Annotated in this window: 21 protein-coding genes and 1 tRNA gene; 4 read left to right on the forward strand and 18 right to left on the reverse strand. The window is 46.1% G+C overall.

Features of this window, described 5'->3' with window-relative positions; genetic code table 11:
- Positions 1-28: 28 nt before the first annotated feature.
- Complete coding sequence (gene ung / locus A8O23_RS02515) at positions 29-691, reverse strand: uracil-DNA glycosylase (protein WP_066616109.1); 663 nt, start codon at positions 689-691, stop codon at positions 29-31.
- A 108-nt stretch (positions 692-799) separates the two neighbouring features.
- On the opposite strand from ung, the gene apaG reads away from it, so the two are divergent.
- On the forward strand, positions 800-1,186 hold the full coding sequence (gene apaG / locus A8O23_RS02520) for a Co2+/Mg2+ efflux protein ApaG (protein WP_066616941.1): 387 nt from the start codon (positions 800-802) through the stop codon (positions 1,184-1,186).
- A 14-nt stretch (positions 1,187-1,200) separates the two neighbouring features.
- Positions 1,201-1,986 (forward strand): O-methyltransferase, encoded by a 786-nt coding sequence (locus A8O23_RS02525; RefSeq protein WP_239693315.1) that lies wholly within the window; start codon positions 1,201-1,203, stop codon positions 1,984-1,986.
- A gap of 63 nt (positions 1,987-2,049) precedes the next feature.
- Here A8O23_RS02525 and kdsA read toward each other — a convergent pair whose 3' ends face one another.
- The gene (gene kdsA / locus A8O23_RS02530; RefSeq protein ID WP_066616113.1) at positions 2,050-2,862 is read right to left on the reverse strand and encodes a 3-deoxy-8-phosphooctulonate synthase; all 813 of its coding nucleotides are present in this window, start codon (positions 2,860-2,862) and stop codon (positions 2,050-2,052) included.
- Positions 2,863-3,036: 174 nt separating this feature from the next.
- Positions 3,037-3,654, reverse strand: a complete 618-nt coding sequence (locus tag A8O23_RS02535) for a methyltransferase domain-containing protein (protein WP_066616115.1) — start codon at positions 3,652-3,654, stop codon at positions 3,037-3,039.
- 111 nt (positions 3,655-3,765) lie between these two features.
- Between A8O23_RS02535 and A8O23_RS02540 the strand changes: the two genes are divergently transcribed.
- Positions 3,766-4,707, forward strand: a complete 942-nt coding sequence (locus tag A8O23_RS02540; protein WP_066616117.1) for a hypothetical protein — start codon at positions 3,766-3,768, stop codon at positions 4,705-4,707.
- Between the two features lie 264 nt (positions 4,708-4,971).
- Here A8O23_RS02540 and cphA read toward each other — a convergent pair whose 3' ends face one another.
- The 9 genes from cphA to A8O23_RS02585 all read right to left on the reverse strand — a co-directional run bounded on the left by cphA (position 4,972) and on the right by A8O23_RS02585 (position 14,273).
- The gene (gene cphA, locus A8O23_RS02545; RefSeq protein WP_066616119.1) at positions 4,972-7,602 is read right to left on the reverse strand and encodes a cyanophycin synthetase; all 2,631 of its coding nucleotides are present in this window, start codon (positions 7,600-7,602) and stop codon (positions 4,972-4,974) included.
- A gap of 39 nt (positions 7,603-7,641) precedes the next feature.
- A complete protein-coding gene (locus A8O23_RS02550; RefSeq protein WP_066616120.1) occupies positions 7,642-8,529 on the reverse strand; it encodes a cyanophycinase in 888 nt (295 codons plus the stop codon).
- A gap of 363 nt (positions 8,530-8,892) precedes the next feature.
- Positions 8,893-8,963 (reverse strand) — tRNA-Cys (locus A8O23_RS02555).
- 135 nt (positions 8,964-9,098) lie between these two features.
- Positions 9,099-11,006 (reverse strand): 30S ribosomal protein S1, encoded by a 1,908-nt coding sequence (gene rpsA, locus A8O23_RS02560; protein WP_066616121.1) that lies wholly within the window; start codon positions 11,004-11,006, stop codon positions 9,099-9,101.
- 289 nt (positions 11,007-11,295) lie between these two features.
- Positions 11,296-11,652 (reverse strand): hypothetical protein, encoded by a 357-nt coding sequence (locus A8O23_RS02565; RefSeq protein WP_066616125.1) that lies wholly within the window; start codon positions 11,650-11,652, stop codon positions 11,296-11,298.
- A 228-nt stretch (positions 11,653-11,880) separates the two neighbouring features.
- On the reverse strand, positions 11,881-12,390 hold the full coding sequence (locus tag A8O23_RS02570) for an HNH endonuclease (protein ID WP_066616126.1): 510 nt from the start codon (positions 12,388-12,390) through the stop codon (positions 11,881-11,883).
- Between the two features lie 95 nt (positions 12,391-12,485).
- Positions 12,486-13,262, reverse strand: a complete 777-nt coding sequence (locus A8O23_RS02575; protein ID WP_066616129.1) for a C40 family peptidase — start codon at positions 13,260-13,262, stop codon at positions 12,486-12,488.
- Positions 13,263-13,400: 138 nt separating this feature from the next.
- Entirely contained in the window at positions 13,401-13,874 is a 474-nt protein-coding gene (smpB, locus tag A8O23_RS02580; protein ID WP_066616130.1) for an SsrA-binding protein SmpB, read from the reverse strand.
- Complete coding sequence (locus A8O23_RS02585) at positions 13,875-14,273, reverse strand: thioesterase family protein (protein ID WP_066616132.1); 399 nt, start codon at positions 14,271-14,273, stop codon at positions 13,875-13,877.
- A 63-nt stretch (positions 14,274-14,336) separates the two neighbouring features.
- On the opposite strand from A8O23_RS02585, the gene A8O23_RS02590 reads away from it, so the two are divergent.
- Entirely contained in the window at positions 14,337-14,606 is a 270-nt protein-coding gene (locus A8O23_RS02590; RefSeq protein WP_066616134.1) for a hypothetical protein, read from the forward strand.
- A gap of 10 nt (positions 14,607-14,616) precedes the next feature.
- Here A8O23_RS02590 and A8O23_RS02595 read toward each other — a convergent pair whose 3' ends face one another.
- The 6 genes from A8O23_RS02595 to A8O23_RS02620 form a co-directional block, all read right to left on the reverse strand.
- Positions 14,617-14,859, reverse strand: a complete 243-nt coding sequence (locus A8O23_RS02595) for a hypothetical protein (RefSeq protein ID WP_082882869.1) — start codon at positions 14,857-14,859, stop codon at positions 14,617-14,619.
- A gap of 127 nt (positions 14,860-14,986) precedes the next feature.
- A complete protein-coding gene (locus A8O23_RS02600) occupies positions 14,987-16,219 on the reverse strand; it encodes a nucleoside recognition domain-containing protein (RefSeq protein WP_066616138.1) in 1,233 nt (410 codons plus the stop codon).
- 186 nt (positions 16,220-16,405) lie between these two features.
- Complete coding sequence (locus A8O23_RS02605) at positions 16,406-16,870, reverse strand: Imm26 family immunity protein (protein WP_161486684.1); 465 nt, start codon at positions 16,868-16,870, stop codon at positions 16,406-16,408.
- Between the two features lie 160 nt (positions 16,871-17,030).
- Positions 17,031-18,110 (reverse strand): mandelate racemase/muconate lactonizing enzyme family protein, encoded by a 1,080-nt coding sequence (locus tag A8O23_RS02610; protein WP_066616146.1) that lies wholly within the window; start codon positions 18,108-18,110, stop codon positions 17,031-17,033.
- Entirely contained in the window at positions 18,107-19,183 is a 1,077-nt protein-coding gene (locus A8O23_RS02615) for a DUF1611 domain-containing protein (protein WP_066616147.1), read from the reverse strand. The genes A8O23_RS02610 and A8O23_RS02615 overlap by 4 nt, the downstream gene beginning before the upstream one ends.
- An 89-nt stretch (positions 19,184-19,272) precedes the next feature.
- Positions 19,273-20,751, reverse strand: a complete 1,479-nt coding sequence (locus A8O23_RS02620; RefSeq protein ID WP_066616148.1) for a M14 family zinc carboxypeptidase — start codon at positions 20,749-20,751, stop codon at positions 19,273-19,275.
- Positions 20,752-20,895 lie beyond the last annotated feature (144 nt).

The raw sequence follows: 20,895 nt of genomic DNA on the forward strand, positions 1-20,895 counted from the left end.
TTTTTGAAAAACAGCCCAAAACAGCTCCTTACCATTCAACTTCTGGCTTTCCATGCTCGCGCAGGTAAGCATTGGTTTTGCTGAAGTGCCTAGTACCAAAGAATCCTTTATCCGCGGCAAACGGAGACGGATGAGCCGCTTTTAGCACCAAATGCTTTTTCTCGTCAATAATCTGACCTTTCTTTTGGGCATAGGCTCCCCACAGCAAGAACACCACGTTTTCTTTTAAATCTGATACTTTCTGAATGACGGCATCGGTGAACTCTTCCCAGCCCTTTTTCTGGTGAGACCCTGCCTGATGCGCCCTAACCGTTAGCGTTGCGTTCAGCAGAAGTACCCCCTGCTCTGCCCATCTTTCCAAATTTCCAGAGCGAGGTATTGGCTTGCCCAAATCAGACTCTATCTCTTTAAATATGTTAAGTAGCGAAGGTGGTGTACGCAATCCCTCAGATACTGAAAATGCCAAACCATTCGCTTGCCCTTTGCCATGGTAAGGGTCTTGCCCTAAGATTACTACCCGTACTTTATCAAAAGGACATTCTTCAAAGGCATGAAAGATCTGTTTCCCGGCCGGATATACTTCTGTGGTAGCATATTCTTCTTTAATGAATTGGACCAACTGCTTGAAATAGGGCTTCTCAAACTCCTCTTTCAGTACCTTTTGCCAACTGTCTTCAATTTTTACCTGCATATAAGATGTGCTTTTTTAAGATTTTAGCGTATTTTTAGGCAAGAATCCGGCTGGTTAAACTTATTTGCCAGATAGGCTGTTCCTCATATTACTTACATTAAGGTGCACATGGATACGAAAACAACACAAGGAGTAACCGTTCACGTAACGACGAACTACCTTCCGGACTATTCCAGCCCGGCCCAACAGCACTTTGTCTTCGCTTACAAGATTACCATTGAGAACAACAGCGAATTTACGGTAAAGTTATTACGCCGCCACTGGCATATATACGATTCTAATAACGAAGTACGAGAGGTAGAGGGAGAAGGTGTAGTTGGGCAGCAACCCGTTTTAGAACCTGGTGAAAGCCATCAGTACGTTTCTGGTTGTAATTTAAAGACCAGCATTGGCAAAATGGCTGGCTCTTACCTGATGGAACGCCTGGTAGATGGCAAACAGTTTAATGTGTCTATTCCGGAGTTTACGCTTATCATTCCTTACAAGCTTAATTAACCCAACCTCATTCTTTGCCGCCACTTGCTCTCTTTTACCGGTACGTTTCTTTCTGGATGCGCTCAGGGAACGCCCATGGCTTACATTCTCCCTTCGTTTTTAACCTCTACTGCTTTATTATACACCATGATGGGTATTTCCCGGCCTATGATACGGTAGAAGTACTTAGAGATGAACTTCTAGAGGACAAGACGGTGCTGGAGGTCACAGACTTTGGAGCTGGATCACACACCGGTAAAACCAAAAAGCGGAAAGTGTCAGACATTGTCCGTACAGCCGCAAAACCTCCTCGCCTAGGTAAGTTGCTCTTTAGGCTTGCGAATCATTTTAAACCGGCAACAATTCTTGAATTGGGCACTTCACTAGGCCTTACTACCAGCTACTTAGCTTCAGCCCGTAAAACCGCACAGGTCTATACGCTAGAAGGCTGCCCAGCCATAGCTGCGCAGGCTCGTGCTAATTTTGAGAAGCTAAGGTTACAGAATGTGCAACTGGTTGAAGGCAATATAAATACCACCTTGCCTCAGGTTTTGGAGAAAGTAGAGAGTTTAGATTTTGCTTTCTTTGACGGGAACCACAGATTAGAACCTACCCTCCGCTATTTTGAAGCTTGCCTCACGAAAGCGCATGAAGGCAGTGTTTTTATTTTTGACGATATCTATTGGTCTGGTGAAATGGTGGAGGCCTGGCAAAAAATAAAGCAGCACCCGCAGGTGCTGCTTACCGTTGATCTCTTCTATATAGGCCTTGTCTTCTTCAGAACAAATCAGCCCAAACAGCATTTCACGTTAAGATTTTAATCAATGATTAATGAACAATGAGTAATGACTAATGACTAATCATTGTTCATTAATCATTACTCATTAAAGTATTGCTTTTCTGATTTTCAGCAGCCTTTCCAGCAGGCCTTCCAGGTTAGACAGTTGTAGCATGTTGGCTCCGTCTGACTTGGCCGTTTGTGGGGTTGGGTGAGTTTCAATAAACAAACCATCCGCGCCCACGGCAATAGCGGCTTTGGCAATGGTTTCTATTAAGGCTGGCCTACCCCCGGTTACACCTGAAGATTGGTTTGGCTGCTGCAGTGAATGCGTTACATCCATTACCACAGGCACCTGGTTTTCGCGCATGGCTGGAATGTTTCGGAAGTCCACGACTAAATCTGAATAACCGAAGGAATTGCCCCTGTCAGTCAGAATAACATTGTTGTTCCCCGACTCCCGTATTTTCTCCACGGCAAACTTCATAGACTCACCAGACAAGAACTGTCCTTTCTTTACGTTCACTACCTTGCCTGTTTGGGCGGCGGCAATCAACAAATCTGTTTGGCGGCAAAGAAAAGCAGGAATCTGAAGCACATCTACATATTCGGCAGCTAAGGCCGCCTCATGGGTTTCATGTATGTCGGTAACGGTGGGTATGTCAAAAGTCTGACTTACCTTGGCCAGTATTTTCAACGCCTTCTCATCACCAATGCCCGTAAAAGAATCAAGCTTTGAACGGTTTGCTTTCCGGTAAGACCCTTTAAAAATAAGCGGTATCTGCAGACGGTCAGAAATACGCACAAGTTCTTCGGCTATTTCCAAGGCCATTTCCTCGCCTTCAATGGCACAGGGTCCAGCCATCAAAAAAAAGTTACCGGATTCAGTATGTTTTAATTTAGGAATATGATAGGTCATGTTATGTATCAGTAACAGTAGTCAATGGTCAGATTTCATACTTAAGATTTACAGTCCAGGCTGCTGTTTTGGCTTATTTTCATAAAAACGGAGCTAAAACAGACTTTATTAAGAAGCATGAAGCCCCTACTTTTCCCCTAACCGTTGCTCAAAAGTAAGCAAAATACAGCAAGACTACGCCATAAACTGCGGCCGCTCCTTTCTTTGCAATACCATAAAAATTTCTCTCCCCTGCCTAGGCTCAATAGAGTTATAACAGGGTTCAAAATGCCTGAAGTGAAAGTACGGCTCAAAGTATGCCTGATATTCAAAGGCTGATCCCCCGAACGGTGGCCCTTGTCTGTCAAATTCGGTAGAAAACAATACTCCTGCTAATTTCCCATTGGGTTTTAGCACCTGAAAGACTTGTCGGGCATAATTAGACCTCCAACCGCGGGGCAAAGCACAAAAAAAAGTTTGTTCTAAAACCAGATCATACTGTTCATTTTCCATGTCAAAGAAATCTTTCTGCAGAAGATGTTCTTTTGGGAAATCTGGCACTCTGGAGGCAAAATTTTGCAAAGGCTCGGAGGCAAAATCTAAGAGATGCACCTTTGAAAAGCCGTTCCGGTGCAAATATTCTGCTTCGTAGCCGTTTCCACCACCAGGTATTAATATTTTAATCTCCTTGTCTTCCAGCTGGTCTATGTAGCTTTTTAAAGGAGTGGTTACAGCACCGGCATCCCAGCCAGTTTGTCCGGACTGGTAGCGCGCTGACCAATATTCTGAGGTTAAGTTTAGTTCTTCTTGCATAGCTTCAAGCAAGTATTTTATTCGGTTATTTGCAAAGGATAGATAGAACCGTATTTTTGTAAGAATACGTATTGCTGGAAAAACAATTAACTACCCCGCACAGACCACGCCATGGCGACAGAGACAACAGAAAAGGATAGCAACCGCAAATTGTTAGTAGTAGGATTGATCATTGTGCTTTTAAGCATAAACGGCATCCTGATCTACATGCAGCAGCAAAAAACAAGAGAAAACGAGGAGCAGCAAGAAATCATAAAGGTGAAGAGCACAGAGCTTGAAAACCAAATTAAGGTTTACGAAGCTCTTAAAGCAGACTATGAACGTCAGAGTGAGGAATTAAGATCTATGGGTCTTTCCAATGATTCTTTGCAAACACGCATTGCTGCCATTACCGCTGATCTGAACCAACTGCGTTCTTTTAGAAATAGCTCCTTTACCTTGGCAGACCAGCAACGCTTTAAGCAGCAAGCAGAAAATCTGCGCTTGGCGTTACAGCGGAAAGATGAGGAAATGGCCAAGCTGCAGGACGCCAATGAAGAGTTATTTTCTGAAGTTACAGGTCTTAAAACTACTCAGAACAGGCTTTCAGACTCCATTAACAAAATTACCAGCACCAACCAGGAGCTAGAGCAAAAAGTAGCGCTAGCCTCTAAACTGGAGGCGCAGAACATACAGGTTACAATCATCAACTCCAGAGGCAAAGAAAAAGAAGACTCTGACGAAGAGTACAAAGCCAAACGCGTAGACAAAATAAAAGTAGCTTTCAAGCTAGGCAAAAATGAAGTGGCCCCAAAAGGAAGCAAAGAAATAATGATGCGTTTGATTGAACCAGACGGATCAGCTCTTTATAATCTGGCTACCGGCTCCGGTACCTTTGACTATGAAGGCAAAGAGCAGTTCTATACCGCTAAACGTGATATAGTATTTGATAACACACAGCAACAGGTTAGCTTTATCTATTCTAAAGGAGCTCCTTATAAACAAGGAAAACATACCATTGAACTATACTCAGATGGTTACCTCATAGGCACCTCTTCTTTTACATTGAAATAGTTGTTTTAGAACTGTATTACAAAAAAGAGCCCCAAAACGAAATCGTTTTGGGGCTCTTTTTTTGAAATGAGTGATTATGTGAAGGAATGAGTGAATGAATAATAGTTGTGGCTTTTAGTTAGAATTCGCAACAACGGAGAGAGTTTATGGCTTGTTCAGTAGGCGCTTAACCAAGTACCTGTTAACACAAGCGAATGCTTACACAAGAAGCTGTTCCTACCAAATTCATTCATAAATTCTCTCACCCACTCCTTCACTCATTCATCAGTCAAGCATTACTCTGCGGTCTTGAATTACTTTAAAGTTCTCAATCAGCTTAATGGCCTCCGTAATATCTTCAGAGAAAATAGTGATAAAGGAGTTTCTTTCAGCATGTTCCAGAGCATAAGCGATAGCACTCATTTCGCCACCTACTACTTTATAAGGTTTGTCTGGGTCTATTTGCTCAATTCCGCTGATCACCAGGTTATCTATTTCATCGGCAGTTCGCCCCCTTAAGTCTTTGTCATGCCGAATGATAACTTCATCAAACATTTCAGCAGCCATACGGCCTAACTGTACCAGATCTTCGTCTCTACGGTCTCCCACCCCAGCTACAATCCCTACTTTTTTACGGGCGTCTACATTGGCTAAAAACTCACCTACCCCCTTCATGCCTGCTGGGTTATGTGCGTAGTCAACCAGCACCTCAAAAGCAGGGAATTTAAAGAGATTCATACGACCTGGTGTCTTGGTTGGAGACGGCACAAAGGTGCGGAGCGCAGTCTTGATCTCACTTATTTCAAAATGCGACACATAGCCGGCCAAGGTAGCCGCTAACACGTTTTCAATATTGAATCTTGCCCGCCCCCCAAAGGTCAAAGGTATATCAGCGACACGGTCAACTCTTATTTTATAAGTGTTCTTAAAGATGGAAATGAAACCGTTCTCAAATACTGCGGCAAGTCCGCCTTTGGCCACATGTTTCAGAATGCGCGGGTTATTCTCGTCCATGCTGAAGAAGGCCACTTTTGAGTCTACGTCTTTGGCCATTTCATACACCAAGTCATCATCTGCGTTCAGAATGGAATAACCATCTTTTTTTACGCTGCGGGGTACTACTGCTTTTACTCGGGCCATGTCTTCCAAAGTGTAGATATCACGGAGACCTAAGTGATCCTCGGCCACGTTGGTGACTATGCCTACATCACACTGCTCAAAGCCCAGCCCTGAACGCAACATGCCGCCGCGTGCGCACTCTAACACCGCAAAGTTTACAGTAGGGTCACGTAATACAAATTCTGCGCTTCTGGCTCCGGTAGTATCTCCTTTTTCCAGCATCTTGTCCTGAATGTAAATACCATCGGTAGTGGTAAAACCTACTTTATAGCCCTTCGACTTCACCATGTGAGCGATTAATCGTGAGGTAGTAGTTTTACCATTGGTTCCCGTAACTGCTATAATTGGAATTCTGGATGGGCATCCGCGCGGGAACAGCATGTCTATAACAGGCTCCGCCACGTTACGGGGCAAACCTTCAGTGGGGGAAATGTGCATTCGGAAACCTGGTGCGGCGTTTACCTCTATAACAGCCCCACGGGCTTCTGGCAACGGAATGGCAATGTCAGAGGTAACCACATCAATGCCGCAAATGTCTAAACCAATTGTTCCGGCAATTCGCTCAGCCATTAAAATGTTGTAAGGGTCTACCAGATCGGTCACATCTGTGGCAGTACCTCCTGTAGACAAGTTAGCTGTGCTTTTCAGAAACAGCTCTTCTCCTTCTGCAATAACGGTTTTTAAATTGAACCCTTTCTTTTCTAATATGCCTTTTGTGTCTTTGTCTACGGTAATGCGGGTCAGCACTTTCTCGTGCCCTATACCACGGCGCGGATCTGCGTTTACTTTGTCTATCAACTGCTGAATAGTAGATACACCATCACCAACTACCATGGCAGGCGTTCTTTTGGCGGCAGCCACAAACTTTTTGTTGATGACCAGCATCCGGAAATCATGTCCTTCAATGAACTGCTCTACTATTACGGCATCAGAATATTTCTGAGCCATTTTAAAGCCCGCTATAGCCTCTGACAAAGATCTTAGGTTGATACCTGCTCCTTTGCCATGATTCCCGTCTAGAGGCTTGGTCACTACTGGAAAGCCTAAGAATTTGACTGCTTCCTTCAGTTCATCTACTGAGTACACAAGTTCACCTTCCGGTACTGGTACACCTGCTTCTCGCAGCATATCTTTTGTGGCGCTTTTATCACCGGCAATCTCAGTGGCGAAGGTGGCGGTACGGCAAGTCATGGTAGCCTGAATTCGCTTTTGGTGCACCCCATACCCTAATTGTATAAGAGAATTCTTGTTCAGACGTATATAGGGGATTCCTCTAGACACCGCTTCTGATACGATTGAGTACGTACTGGGGCCAATATGCTCATCTTCCCTAATTTCATGCAGTTCATGTACGTCTGGCTGTATGTCATATTCTTGGTTGCTTGCCAAAGCATTGACTACTCTAAGGGCAGCGTGAGCAGCATATTCTCCTGCTTTTTCCTCTTGGTATGAGAAAACTACATACTCAAAGCCTGCTTGTGGGGCCGGATAGGTTCTCCCGAAGCCTGACTCCATTCCTCCCAAAGTTTGTAACTCCAATGCCACATGCTCCACTACATTGCTGAGTGGCACGCCCACTTCCCGTACACGTTTCAAGTAACCGCCCTCCTGCCCTTCAGTGCTGCGGTGCTCTACCATGCCTGGAAACATTTTCTCCAGTCGGTCAGCAAAATCAGGAAGGTCAGTGGTTAATACTCCGGCGTGATTCGCCATGTCTAATTTGAGAACTACAATTTTCGGGTGAATAACAGACCAATAGTTTGGTCCGCGCATGATGCGTATTTCTGCAATTTTCATAAGTCCATCATCCTTGGGGGATGAGATTTTGGAGTTAATTTAAAAGATTTCTATGGTGTACGTATCTCCTTTGCCTAACAGGTGCACTTTCAAGTCTCTGATGGTAATCGGCACTCCCTCCTGTACTTTGTAAATGTTGGTTGACGTGCTGCTTCTGCCATCTACTATCATGACCAAACCACTTCCAATCACTTCTATTTCCCTACCCTTTTTTACCACAATACCGGTGTCTTCCTCCAGCCCTATGCCTATGAATGTGGGATTGGTGGCAATCATTTGAGCCATACGTACAATTCGGCCTCTGGATATAAAATGCGTGTCAATAGCGGCATCATTCAAAAGTTCGAGGCCAGCGGTAATACTTACAGCTCCTTTTATGAAGCCTTCTTCGCTGCGACCTTGGTAGATCATTTGGGTAGACATAGCCGCAGCCCCGGCGCTAGTACCTGCTATCACCAGTTTTTCTTTGAAGTACCTTTCCTTGATAAGCCGCATAATATCAGTACCACCGAAAATGGAGGTTAACCGCAATTGATCGCCGCCGGTGAACATAATGCCGTTCGCCTTCTTGATTAGGTCAAGGTGCTCTTCTTTGCAAGAATCTTCCCTAGACTGGATATCAAGCACCTCCACATTCTTTACTTTTAGTTGGTGGAAAACCTTTACATACGTTCGCCCTACCTCTTCCGGTATGGATGATGCCGTTGGAATTACCACAATGAGAGGATTCTTACCAGGTAGTTCATTAACAAAGCGTTCTAATATCTCATTCTTTACAAAGTTTAAGTTGTGACTATTACTGTCTTCTGCTGCCGGGTCATCTCCCTTGTTTTCACGCCCACCTATCGCGATCAGGGTACCGTTGGGCGTACGGTACTCAAAAGATGAATTAGACTTAGTTTTATGATCTGCTGGTTTTCCGCTCATGCAGTTCTACCTCTATATATGCTATTAATGGGAAAGCTCTTTCTGTTCTGTTAGCTAAATATTAATGAATTGTTAATTCCTTAGATGAAAGAATCTGGTTCATCAACACATTGGCAACAGATGTTCCCGTTACGTAGAATTTTACTAAAAGATTAAGCAGATTTTATTTATGAGAGTACCCGCAAAAAAGCTTGCGTGAATTACGTATTAGCTTGTTTTTCAGGAGGAGCCAATACAATGAAAAGCAGAAAGATAGGTAAGATCTAAAAACTGGTAAGAAAGCTGACGATAACTCAAGCTGACCAGTTGATACATAAAAAAACCCGCTTAAGAATTATCTTAGCGGGTTTTGATTCCATTTTGAGGTAACGAGCGGATTCGAACCGCTGTACGAGCTTTTGCAGAGCTCTGCCTAGCCACTCGGCCACGTTACCGTGATTGGGAGTGCAAATATAGATAGTTTCTTCTATTATCACAACGCAAAGCCACTTTTTTCGGCTTTAGATAAAAAAAAGAGCCCTGAAAAATCAGGGCTCTTTCTAAACTTCAGGCATTCACCCGTTTATAAATTACTCAGCAGACTCAGTGTCAGTTGACTCGGTTTCTGCATCGGTAGCATCAGAATCAGAAGATTTGCTAGCACGAGCTTTGGCAGCGGCGGCTAATTTTTTCTCTCCTGCTTCTTTCTCATTCTCCATCATTTGGTCTTTCAAAGCAGAAAGAGCATCCAGGTCACCTAAGGTAGAACGAACTTCGTCTTTCTTAGGGGCAGCAGGAGCGGCAGCTTTAGCGGCACCTCCGGCTGGAGCTTCTTTCTTCTCGAATTTCTTACGCTTCGCATCTTCTGGCTGGGCAGTGTGAACTGCCGTGTGCGACAAGATGATTTTGCGATCGTCTTTAGAGAACTCGGTTACTTTGAAGTCGATTTGCTCACCAGCTTCTACTTTAGAGCCATCTTCTTTGTCTAAACCTTTAGGGAAAGCGAAGCCTTCAATACCATAAGGTAACTCTAACGTAGCGCCGCGGTCAGATTTCTCTAACACGGTTGCTTTGTGTACAGAACCTACAGTGAATACAGAGGCGAAAGTATCCCAAGGGTTTTCTTCCAGTTGCTTATGGCCTAAGGCTAAACGACGAGAAGCGGCATCAAGCTCCAGAACTACTACGTCTAAGTTGTCACCAACTTTCACGAACTCAGATGGGTGCTTGATTTTCTTAGTCCAAGACAGGTCAGAAACGTGAACCAGACCATCAACTCCTTCTTCCAGCTCGATGAACAGACCGAAGTTAGTCAAGTTACGAACCACACCAGTGTGGGTAGTACCTACGGCATACTTCGTCAATACATCTTCTTTGGTCCAAGGATCTTCGGTCAGCTGCTTAATGCCAAGTGACATTTTGCGCTCGTTGCGGTCCATTGTCAACACAACTGCCTCAATTTCGTCACCTTGTTTGATGAAGTCTTGAGGGTTGCGCAGGTGCTGAGACCATGACATTTCTGATACGTGGATCAAGCCTTCTACGCCTGGCATCAATTCTAAGAACGCACCGTAGTCGGCTACGTTCACGATCTTGCCGCTCACGCGTGAACCAACTTCTACTTCGGCAGGCAGAGCATCCCAAGGGTGAGCAGTCAATTGCTTCATACCCAAAGAGATACGCTTCTTGTCGTCGTCGAAATCTAATACTACCACGTTTACTTTCTGGTCTAGCTCCAACACCTCTTGCGGGTGGTTGATGCGGCCCCATGAAATATCGGTGATGTGCAACAGACCATCCACGCCACCAAGGTCGATAAACACACCGAAGTTGGTCATGTTCTTGATCACACCTTCCAACACCTGTCCTTTTTCTAGGTTGTTGAGGATAGCGGCACGCTGCTGCTCCAGGTCTTTCTCGATCAAGACTTTGTGCGATACTACTACGTTGTCGAAAGCGGCGTTGATTTTCACAACTTTCACTTCCATTTTCTTACCCACGTACACATCGAAGTCGCGGATAGGCTTCACATCAATTTGTGAACCTGGTAAGAAGGCCTCTACGCCGTACAGGTCAGTGATTAAACCACCTTTGGTTCTACGCTTAACCACACCTTCCAGAATGGTATCATTCTCAAGAGCGCCATAGATTCTTTCCCAGGCTTTAACGATTTTGGCTTTCTTACGGGACAGGATCAATTGACCATTAGGGTCTTCCTGGTCTTCGATGAATACCTCCACCTCGTCGCCTACTTTCAGATCCGGAAGATCACGGAATTCTGAAACCGGCACCAAACCATCAGATTTAAATCCGATGTTCAGGATTACATCGCGATCAGTGATACCAACAACGGTACCAGTAATCACTTCCTCTTCCTGAACAGTGTTCAGGGTGTCGGCATACATTTGCTCCATTTCGGCACGCTCTTTTTCAGAGTAACCTCCACCGAAGCCCTGAGACTCAAACTTGCCCCAGTCAAAATCTTCTACATTTGCCATATTACTTAGCTGACTCACAAATTAACAACGCCCAGCCACAGAGTCACTTAGCCAAACGCCTTTCTTTTACATTAACCTGATCTAAAAATAATCCAGGTGCAACCACCTTGATTGCGGCGCAAAGGTACAAAATGTCTCCACAAAATCCTTGAGGCTCAGGCAATTTTAATAGCGGGATCTTTAGAGGCTTTTCCTTTGGGAATTTTGAAGTAAACAAAAGAAGCGTTTTAAGCCTGATTTTCAGAAAGCAGGCTTAAAACGCTTCTTACTATAGTTGCGTTATTTAGTCTTACAGCCTTTTCCGCTTGGCATCCTGCATTATTCTCAGAACTTCTGGCTCATATTCTTTTGTAAAGGTAAGCAGCACCACACCAAACTCTCCTTTATCGCCATAATCTACAAGTGCTTTTTCACCCGTGATAGATTCAGCCAAAACAACCCATGAAAGGTCAATCTCTTCTAAAACTTTCAGATCAATTTCTATGGTTTTATCTTCCAGCTTAAGCATATAAATCGCATCTGGATGCACCATTAGCTTTGTTTTACCCAGCTTAACCTTTTTTGGTTTGGCACTATTGTCTTGGGCTGTGGCTTCAAAAGTTAGCAATACGCCCAGCATCAGGAAAAGGAAGAATACATTTTTCATTTTCTTTATCAATTAAGGTTAGTAATCAAGCGCAAGTGGAAGGCCGTTTCTGACCTGTTTAAAAAAAAACAGACCAGAAACGTAAACTAATAAAGAAAGCTGGGTGCTGCTTAACTCCTGAAAAACGTCAGGAGTAACCGCATTGAGGGAAGAAAAACGCTAAGCTCTGATAAGTTTAAGATGATGAATGATTTATAAAAGCAACTGAATTAACTAAAAGGGGAAGGTTTATACTTTTACCCGCTCAGCTAAAAAAGGCATCCAGGCATGGTCAGTGTCTTTGATACTGTCTCTCAGAAAGGAAACAAGGCTTGGCTTATAAGGCTTCTGCTCTAACTTCAACTGCACTTCCTCTGGGGTACGGTCGCCTTTAAGGGAGTTACAGCGGGCACAGGCGGTAATGAGGTTGTACCAGGTACTTTGCCCCCCACGGCTGCGCGGCAGCAAGTGGTCTAAAGTGAGGTTACGGGTAGAGCCGCAGTATTGGCAACGGTTGCGGTCGCGCCGCATAATGTTCTGCCGAGTGAGGGAAATACCTTTGTACGGAACACGCACATATCTGAGGAGCCTCACCACCAGTGGGTATGGGAAAACCTGGCTTACTGTTTTGATTCCGTGTAATTGGTCCTGAGCCAGCAGCTCTGCTTTTTGCAGATACAACAGCACCAACGCTTTTTGCACACTACAAGTGGCAATGGCCGAATAATCTTGGTTCAATAACAGGACTTTCTCATTCATACATTTTCCTGCACAGGTTTGGCATGTGTAAGATACGTAAAATTATTTACGTTGTCTATTACACCCTTAGCAGAAAGAACTGTGAATGAGTAACCTTAGGTTAATATACGTTTTATAATGCGCAGTTTGTGGCTGTAGCGTTTGCGGTCACGGTTGTATATGCCGTGGTGGTCCAGATCGTCTATGCGCACTTCGCCGGAGGCATGAATGATTTTTTGGTCTTCCAGCACAATGCCCACGTGAGTAATACGCCCTTCCTCGTTGTCAAAAAAGGCTACATCACCGGGGCGGGTTTGGCTTACGAAATGCACCTCCTGCCCGTGCACTACTTGCTGATAGGCATCACGCCAGAGCTGGTACCCGCACAGGCCGTATACCTGTTGCACAAAGCCGGAGCAGTCAATTCCGAACACAGACTTGCCTCCCCACACATAAGGTGCCTTCATGAACTGCATAGCTATCTTCTGCAGGAAATTCTCGCGGTACGGCAGGTTAGGGTTAGTAGCGCGGCCGTTATACAGCATCCACTCCTCTCCTACTTTAATATTCATTCCGTCAAAGAACGGTAACACGCTACCTAAGCCTATGGGAATAACACAACCTGAGCCGCTTACCGTCTGCACCACGTCCATGGAACGGGCATGCTTTGTCTCTTTCCATTCCTGAAAATATACGTCAGTTACAGAGGTGTGCTGCTTTATGTCCATCCAGCCCTCGTAATCGTCGGTGGCGTTCTTTATCTGCTGCCACTTCTCCTGTGTCTGCAGAACCTCGTAGCACTCGCCAAACACCAGCTGCGAGATTTGCTCGCTTTTATCAGAGGGTTCTCGCCGCAAGGGCACCAGACTCAGTTTACAAATCCCGAAGTTCACCGCTTTGTAATTAAAAATTAGAAATTATGAATTAGAAATTGACTTGGAATTAAAGAAAAGGGCACTGCTAAACCAGAAGCGTCTTTTATAAGACTGCAATTTCTAATTTTTAATTCTTAATTTCTAATTAACGCTACGCTAGTAGCGTTCGCGGGCCATTTCACGCTTTATGTCGCGCTCTTTGATGTCTTCGCGCTTGTCGTAAAGTTTTTTACCCTTGGCCAGGGCTATATCTACTTTGGCGAAGCCGCGGTCAGAGATAAACAGCCGCGTGGGGATAAGGGTCACGCCTTGCTCCTGCATTTTGTCGCGGAGCTGCTTTAGCTCGCGCTTGTTCAGGAGCAGCTTCCGGTCGCGCGTGGGTTCGTGGTTGTAGTGGGTTCCTTCGGTATATTTGGAGATGGTAACCTGGTGCAGGAACAGTTCATTGCCATGGAAGGTGCAATAGCCATCGGTGAGGTTTACGTTACCTTCCCTAATGGATTTGATCTCGGTGCCCCGCAGCATAATGCCAGCGGTGTATTTTTCCAGAAACTGGTACTCGTAAGAAGCCCTCCGGTTACTTATGCTTACCGTTTTCTGCAGCCTGTCTTTGTCTTTTGGTTTCGCCATCTATGATCCCCTACTGTTCGTCAAAAGTCGTTCTATCTTCTCTTTTTTCAAAATTTTTTGCCCTGTTTGCCCCGTAGCTACCAGCCGTTCTCCTGCTTTTACGGTAATATCGCACAGCAGGAAGTTGCCTTTCAGCTCTTTAAACTCCGCCCTAATTTCCAGCTCCTCGCCCTCAAGCGCAGGCCCTACATGGTCAATATGTAGCATTGTGCCTATGCCCTCTTCATCAGGATCTTTCATTTCCAGCACAAATAGCCTTGACGCCCACTCCATGGCCTGCCCTAACGCAAAGGTAGAACAAACCGGATGCACCAGCCCACTTTCAAAACGGGCGAAGTCAGACTCCGTTACCGTTTTACGGTAAACTTTTACACAGCCAGGCGAGAAAGAATTCTTCATTTCAGGATACTTAGAACAGGAGCATTACTGAACTGGTGTGATATTAGCAAATTGTAATGTATTATGCGTTTACAACTATGCCAATCTTCGTACCTTCTATATAACGGCCCTACCCGCAAAGAGTGTATTCCGGAGAATATCCGCAACTTCAATAAGATTGGGCAAACATTCGGATGGCTCACCGACAACACCTACATAGTTGAGTTTGAGAACAACATAGAAATCATGCTCACTGGTGTAGTGCATCTAAGTACTTTCAATACTCCTAGCTCCTGCCGTATAAACAAAAAGGCGAAGCACCTTATTTTTTGGGTGCTTCGCCTTTTTCTATAAATAGGAAGAACTATCTGCTTCCGGTAGAGCTTCCGCTCACTTGTCCGCCATCTTCCACGCTAATGTTGCCTTTGCGGCCTCCACCATGTGGAGTAACGGCAGGGTTCCCGCGCAAGCCTTCCGGATTATCATCCACATCTTCAGACAAAGGAAGTTTCCCTACTGCCTTGGGGGTACGGCCCGGCTCTGCTTGGTTGCTAACGGTATTCTGTGAGTTTACAATGTTCTTATTTTTATCTTTTTCTTCAGCCATATCAATATCAGGTTAAGTTAAACTTCTGCTTCTTGATACGGAAAAAATTCAGAAACGGATACTTTGAGTTTTGATAGCTTCCTGCTGTTTTGCCTGATTTCTTGAAAACAGGCCCAAAACAGAAACACTAGGCAAAGAACAGGTAAGCCAGCAGAATAGCGGCAATCACACCGGCCAAGTCGGCTAGCAGACCGCAGGTAAGGGCATAGCGTGATTTGCGAACGCCCACCGAACCGAAGTATACGGCCAAAATATAGAACGTAGTTTCAGTTGAGCCCTGGATGGCAGAAGCCAGGCGGCCCACGAAAGAATCTACACCATAGGTGTTGATGGCTTCCACCATTAAACCTCGGGAACCGCTGCCACTCAATGGCTTCATAAAGGCTACGGGCAGAGCTTTCACAAACTCGGTGTCTATGCCTGTCAGGGCAAATAAATATCCAAGTCCATCCACAATCATATCCAGCGCACCGGAAACCCGGAAAACGCCAATGGCCACCAAAATAGCAACTAGGTAAGGAATAATGGTAATCGCCACTGAGAAGCCCTCTTTGGCCCCCTCAATAAATGCCTCGTACACGTTTACCTTTCTTACCAGCGCCAGCGCAATAAAAGAGACAATGATGCTGAACAGAATCACATTGCTGGCCACCTGTGAGATCACGCTGATCTGGTCCTGTGGAATTGTGGTGAAGTAATAGATAAGCCCGCCTATCAAGAGCAGCATGGAGCCCAGATACGCTAGAATAACTGGGTTGAACAGGTTAATGCGTTGGTAGATAGAAACGGTGATTAAGCCTACTATGGTGGAGAAAAAAGTAGCCAGCAAAATAGGTATGAAAATATCAGAGGGATCCGCCGCGCCTAACTGCGCCCGGAACACCATAATGCTGATAGGAATAATGGTAAGGCCGGAGGTGTTGAGCACCAGAAACATGATCTGCGCATTGGAGGCCGTTTCCTTGTCAGGGTTCAGCTCCTGCATCTCTTTCATGGCCTTAAGCCCCAACGGGGTAGCGGCGTTGTCCAGCCCCAGCATGTTGGCTGAGAAGTTCATGAGAATGGAACCGAACACCGGGTGGTTTTTCGGGATTTCAGGGAACAGGCGGTTAAAGAACGGCCCTACCAGCTTCGCGAAGATGGCAATTATGCCGCCCCGCTCCCCTACCCGCATCAGTCCCAGCCACAGCGTCATGACGCCAGTAAGGCCCAAGGAAATTTCGAAACCGGTCTTGGCGCTGTCAAAGGTGCTGGTGACCATTTTCTGAAAAATCTCCACATCCTGGAAAAAGACGAGCTTAAACAGAGCAATGCAGAAGGCAATTAGGAAGAACGCCGCCCACAAATAATTTAAAACCATGAAGAAAAGGGTTTGTGTCGTTTGGAATAAGTTGGGAAGATAAGAAAGACATAAGACTTAAGACACAAGATTTAAGACTTTAAATTCATGTGGCTCAGGAATGGATTAGCAGCCAGAAACGTAAACAAACCATGTTGCAGTTTTCATCTTCCGCAAGATGTCTTTAAACACGAAAAAATTTAATTTTTAGCTCCTAAAAGGTGCGTAATACATTTTAATGTAGGGATTTTCTCTGCCGGAAAAATGATCTCTAACTACTTCTTCTACTCTTTCAGGTGCCCATGCGCCACCAACATATAGTCCGTAACATTCTTCTTTCCTACAACCATACTTCACATGCCCATTCTCAATGATTTTAAATAAATCAGGGTTACCTATTTCTTCTATAAAGTATTTAGAGTTTTTTAAACTTTCTTCTAAAGGCACCACCTCCACAATTTGCCATCTTCCTCTTTTAACACCGCTATCGTTAACTACCCCTTTAAAAATAATAGGGAATTTGAGCAGCTCTTCAAATACAGTTAGTTCATCCTCTGCTAAGAAATCATAGATTGCCACATCGCCATGATTCAATATCCTACCATACACAGATTGTCCACTCCCTAATCCAATTTGTATTATTCCACCGGGAATTTCTTTTTGCTTCGCCATAATCATATTTATACAACATCAATCTAATAATTATGAGCTAATATTAATAAAACGGCTCAAAAACAAAAACCTGTGAGTTTTAGTAACCTCACAGGTTTTGTAGTAATTGTTTATCTAATGTCTAAATCTTATGTCTTGCGTCTTGTGTCTTAATTCTAACCTAAGCTAACTCTTTTATCCTCTCCACGCCCAGCCCAGCTTTGCCGTTGGGACGCATGATTCCGTTTTCAATGATGAATCCGCCGGAAACCACATCTTTAGCTAAGTCAAGGCTCCCGTCCAGGTCAATGTATTTGGTGTTGGCGCAGGAAAAAGCGGCGTGCAGGGCGGCAGTAATGCTCACGATGCTCTCGTCGTTGCAGCCCCACATCAGGTCTTGGCCGGCCATTTGCGCAATGGTGCCAATTTGTCGCCCGGCGTATACGCCCCCACACTTCATCAATTTAATGTTGAAGATCCCGCAGGCTCTGGGAGGTGAGGCCAGAATAAAAGCATCGTAAGGCGACAGCAAAGACTCATCTGCGGCCACCAGGTCTTTCACGCTGGCAGGCAGCTGGCGCAGGTCATCTACAATGCTTGCTTTCAGGGGTTGCTCAATCAGCTCTATGTTTAGGCTGGCCGAGCGGCGGCAGAACTCCTCCAGATCAGAGGCGGTGTAGCCCTGATTGGCGTCTATCCGGATGGCGATTTTATTCCCATAGACCTCGCGCAGCTTAACCAGTCGCTCCAGATCCTGCTCCACGGTTTCTCCGGTTTTGACTTTCAGGTGCGTGAAGCCGCGTCCCACGTACTCCTCCGCCTCCTCCAGCGTCTCCTCCACCGACTTTATGCCAATGGTGATGGACGTAGGCATGGACTTAATTTTCTGTCCTAGAAACGTCACCAGCGGCACGTCCAGATACTTGCTGAACAGGTCGTGCAGGGCAATGTCCAGAGCGGCGCGGGCGGCGGGATTTCTCGGGAGGCGCTGCGCTATTTCCTCGCACAGCAGTTGGAATTCCCTGATGTCACGGCCTTTGAGCCATTCCAGGTTCTCGGGTTGCAGGGCGGCCTGTGTATCAGCCAAGGCCTCGCCCACCACTTCCTTGCTGGGGTTGCCGGCGCCAATGCCGGTGAGGCCGTTTTCCGCTACCAGCTCCACCAGCACGTTCTCCACCGCGCTCACGGTTTTGAACGCAATGGTGTACGGTCGGGTCAGCTCCAGGTCGGCGGTCCAGACGTTGATTTCCTTTATCCTCATAGCGCCGCGCTTGCTTCTTTCTCCAGTACCTCTTTCACCAGATCAATGATCTGCCCTACGCCGTCTTCCAACGGAAGAATAACCGGCAAGCCCAGCTCCTGCTGGTACTGCTGCTGGTAGGCCTTAGCTTCTTCCAGCGAAAGTCCGGCGGTGTTCAGGGTTACGGCCAGTACTTCGGCACCGTAAAGCTCAATCAGCTGTATCTCGGTGGAAATGGGAGGAATCTTGAAGCCGAGGTCCTCGTTGTCGTCGAAGTATACGCGGGCGGGCGCATGCTGCAGCACCACGTATTTAATCTGGCCCGACACCAGGTACTCAGAGCCGCAGGGGCCACTGGGGTTGCGTAGAGCAGCCTGCCCCTCTACGAATATCACGTCGGGCTGGTGCTCCTCATAGCTGCTAACGATGGCGTGCTCTAGCTCTCCAGAAACGAAGTCGTTGTAGGTGGAGTCCAGAATGAAGCCTTTACCGCGTCCCTGCATCCAGCCGGTTTGGCCGGTGAAGATCATCTGCGCCTTCAGGCCGGCAGCCTCGGCGGCCTGGGTGAGCATGCGGGTGGTGGTACGCTTGCCCATGCGAACGTCGGTACCCAATACAGCCACGCGCGGGGCGGCAACGTCCAGAATACGGCCGGTCCAGAAATGCAGCTCGCTTTTTGGCTTGGGTTTGCGCACGTCCACGAGCTGCACATTATACTCATCCGCCAGTGAGGCCAGGTCAGGCATGTCGCTCAGGTACTCGTGCAGACCACTCACTATGTTTATTCCCTGTATAATAGCCTCTTTGATGGTTTTTTTCATGGCGGCAGGAAGTTTCCCCCCTTTCGGAGCTATTCCAACCAAACAGTAATCGGCCTTTTCCTCGCTGCTTTTCAGGAAGTCAGTCAGATCTGAATAGACTTTTATGCCGCGCGGCTTTCCGTCTACCACCTCGCCGGCGTCACTGCCCGCCGACACAGCGTCGATAACGCCTATAATATTGTACCGCTCAGTGCCCCTGATCAAGCCATGGGCAGTTTTTGCCGGATACTGGTTCAGCAGACCATCCGTGAGAATAATGGCATTTCCGTCCATTTCAAATAAAAGTTAAGTTTGTTGTTTAGATATTCTGAGGCTGTTTTCGCCTGTTTTCTTTAAAACAGGCCGAAAACATATATTCATTTCTACAGTACTACTCCATGCAGCAGAGATGGCTTTGCACCCTGCATATCATACACAAAACCGTTCACAATGGCGTAGCGCACTTTGCCATCTGCCGCGCGCAGAACAAAATTGGCGCCCCGGCCTAAACCTAAGGTGTGCGAGGCATTTCCATTTACCCTGATGATGTTCAGGGGAAGCTCCGTTGGATTTACCCCTGCTGAGAAATTCTCCAATCGAACAGTTGTGTAACCTTGCTGCAACAGGTCTTTTACCCGTTCTGGAGTTAGGTCGCGCAGCTGCTTTATAGGTTTATCCAAAATTTTGCCTGCCTCCAACGTAAGCCCTTCCCCGTTTACTTCTTCGTACCCATGGAACACGCTCATGTCACCTATCTCCTCAACCGTAGCTCTATGAAAAAAACCTTTAGGCGAGTTAATAGGAATTTCGCTTCTGTTCACGCCCACATCTAACAAAACAGGATGACCACTTTTGTCTTTGTGGTGAACCTTGCGAATTACTAAGTCATAGAGGTAACGCTCGTTCTGCGGAATCTTCACATAGTCCTCCAGCTTGTAATTAGTGTACTCTTTTGTAGCTATGAGGTGCAGGGCCGAAGTAATGGTTGCGAAGTTCAATTTCCGAATTTCCTGCTTCTCCTGATCGCCATTATAACCACCTGATTCAATTAAAATCACGCTGGTGCCCCACTTCTGAATGTTATCGCCGAAGGCGCGGGGCTCATGGTCATCAGAGTACTTTGCCACCTGCCCTGGAATAAGCGTCTGCAAACCCTCATTCATACCCACAATTGTGTGCATAGCGCGGCCACGCACTTCGTTTACTGTTTGGGCATAGTCAAAAGCCGGCGCCAGAAAAGAAATAGTAGCAGGCTTGTTGGTGGTACCCACGGTGTAAAGCCGGCTCTGGTCGTGTAGATTGAAGCCGAACTCTGGGTTCAGGCTATCGCGCAGGCTCTTGAGTAAGCGGGCTTCAGGGCTTTGCAGGCGCAGGGCGTCGCGGTTCAGGTCAATGTCGTAGGCATTGCGGCGTTTAAAAGCCTCCGCTCCGTCTGGGTTGAGCATGGGCACAAAGTAAAGCGTTGTGTTCTGCAAGATTTTTTTCTTTACTTCATCCAGCGCATCTGGCTTCTGCAAAAAGTTGAAGAAATCAAACAAAGCCATAGTAGCGGTTGACTCATCACCGTGCATTTGCGACCACAGCATCACCTTCGTTTTGCCGGTACCCGCTTTTATTAAATAGATATCGCGCCCCTCTATGCTCTGCCCCACCGTCTTCACCTGAAACATTGGGTTCTTTTTAAGCTCCTCTATGAGCGGGACTATATCTCTGTGTTTGAAACGGCGGTTTTTAATTACCGGCTCCTTGTATTGGGCATGCAGGTCAAAGGCGGCCTTGGCAATATTAGCCGCAGGCTTGTTCTGGCACTGAGATTCCAGAATGGTCATGAAAAGAAGTATGATTAGTATAAGTGGTCGCATTAGAAAAGCAAAAAAATGTTTGAAGTACACCCGAACCCGGGTTCTATCAGAGCAGCTTTCTTGCCCCCTTTTCAATTGTGTGGTTAATGTAAGGACGAAATTCGGCTAACAAAAAAGAAATTAAAAAATTTAATGAAGTAGAGG

Origin of the sequence: Rufibacter roseus, assembly GCF_001647285.1 — a bacterium.
Classification (GTDB): Bacteria; Bacteroidota; Bacteroidia; order Cytophagales; family Hymenobacteraceae; genus Nibribacter; species Nibribacter roseus.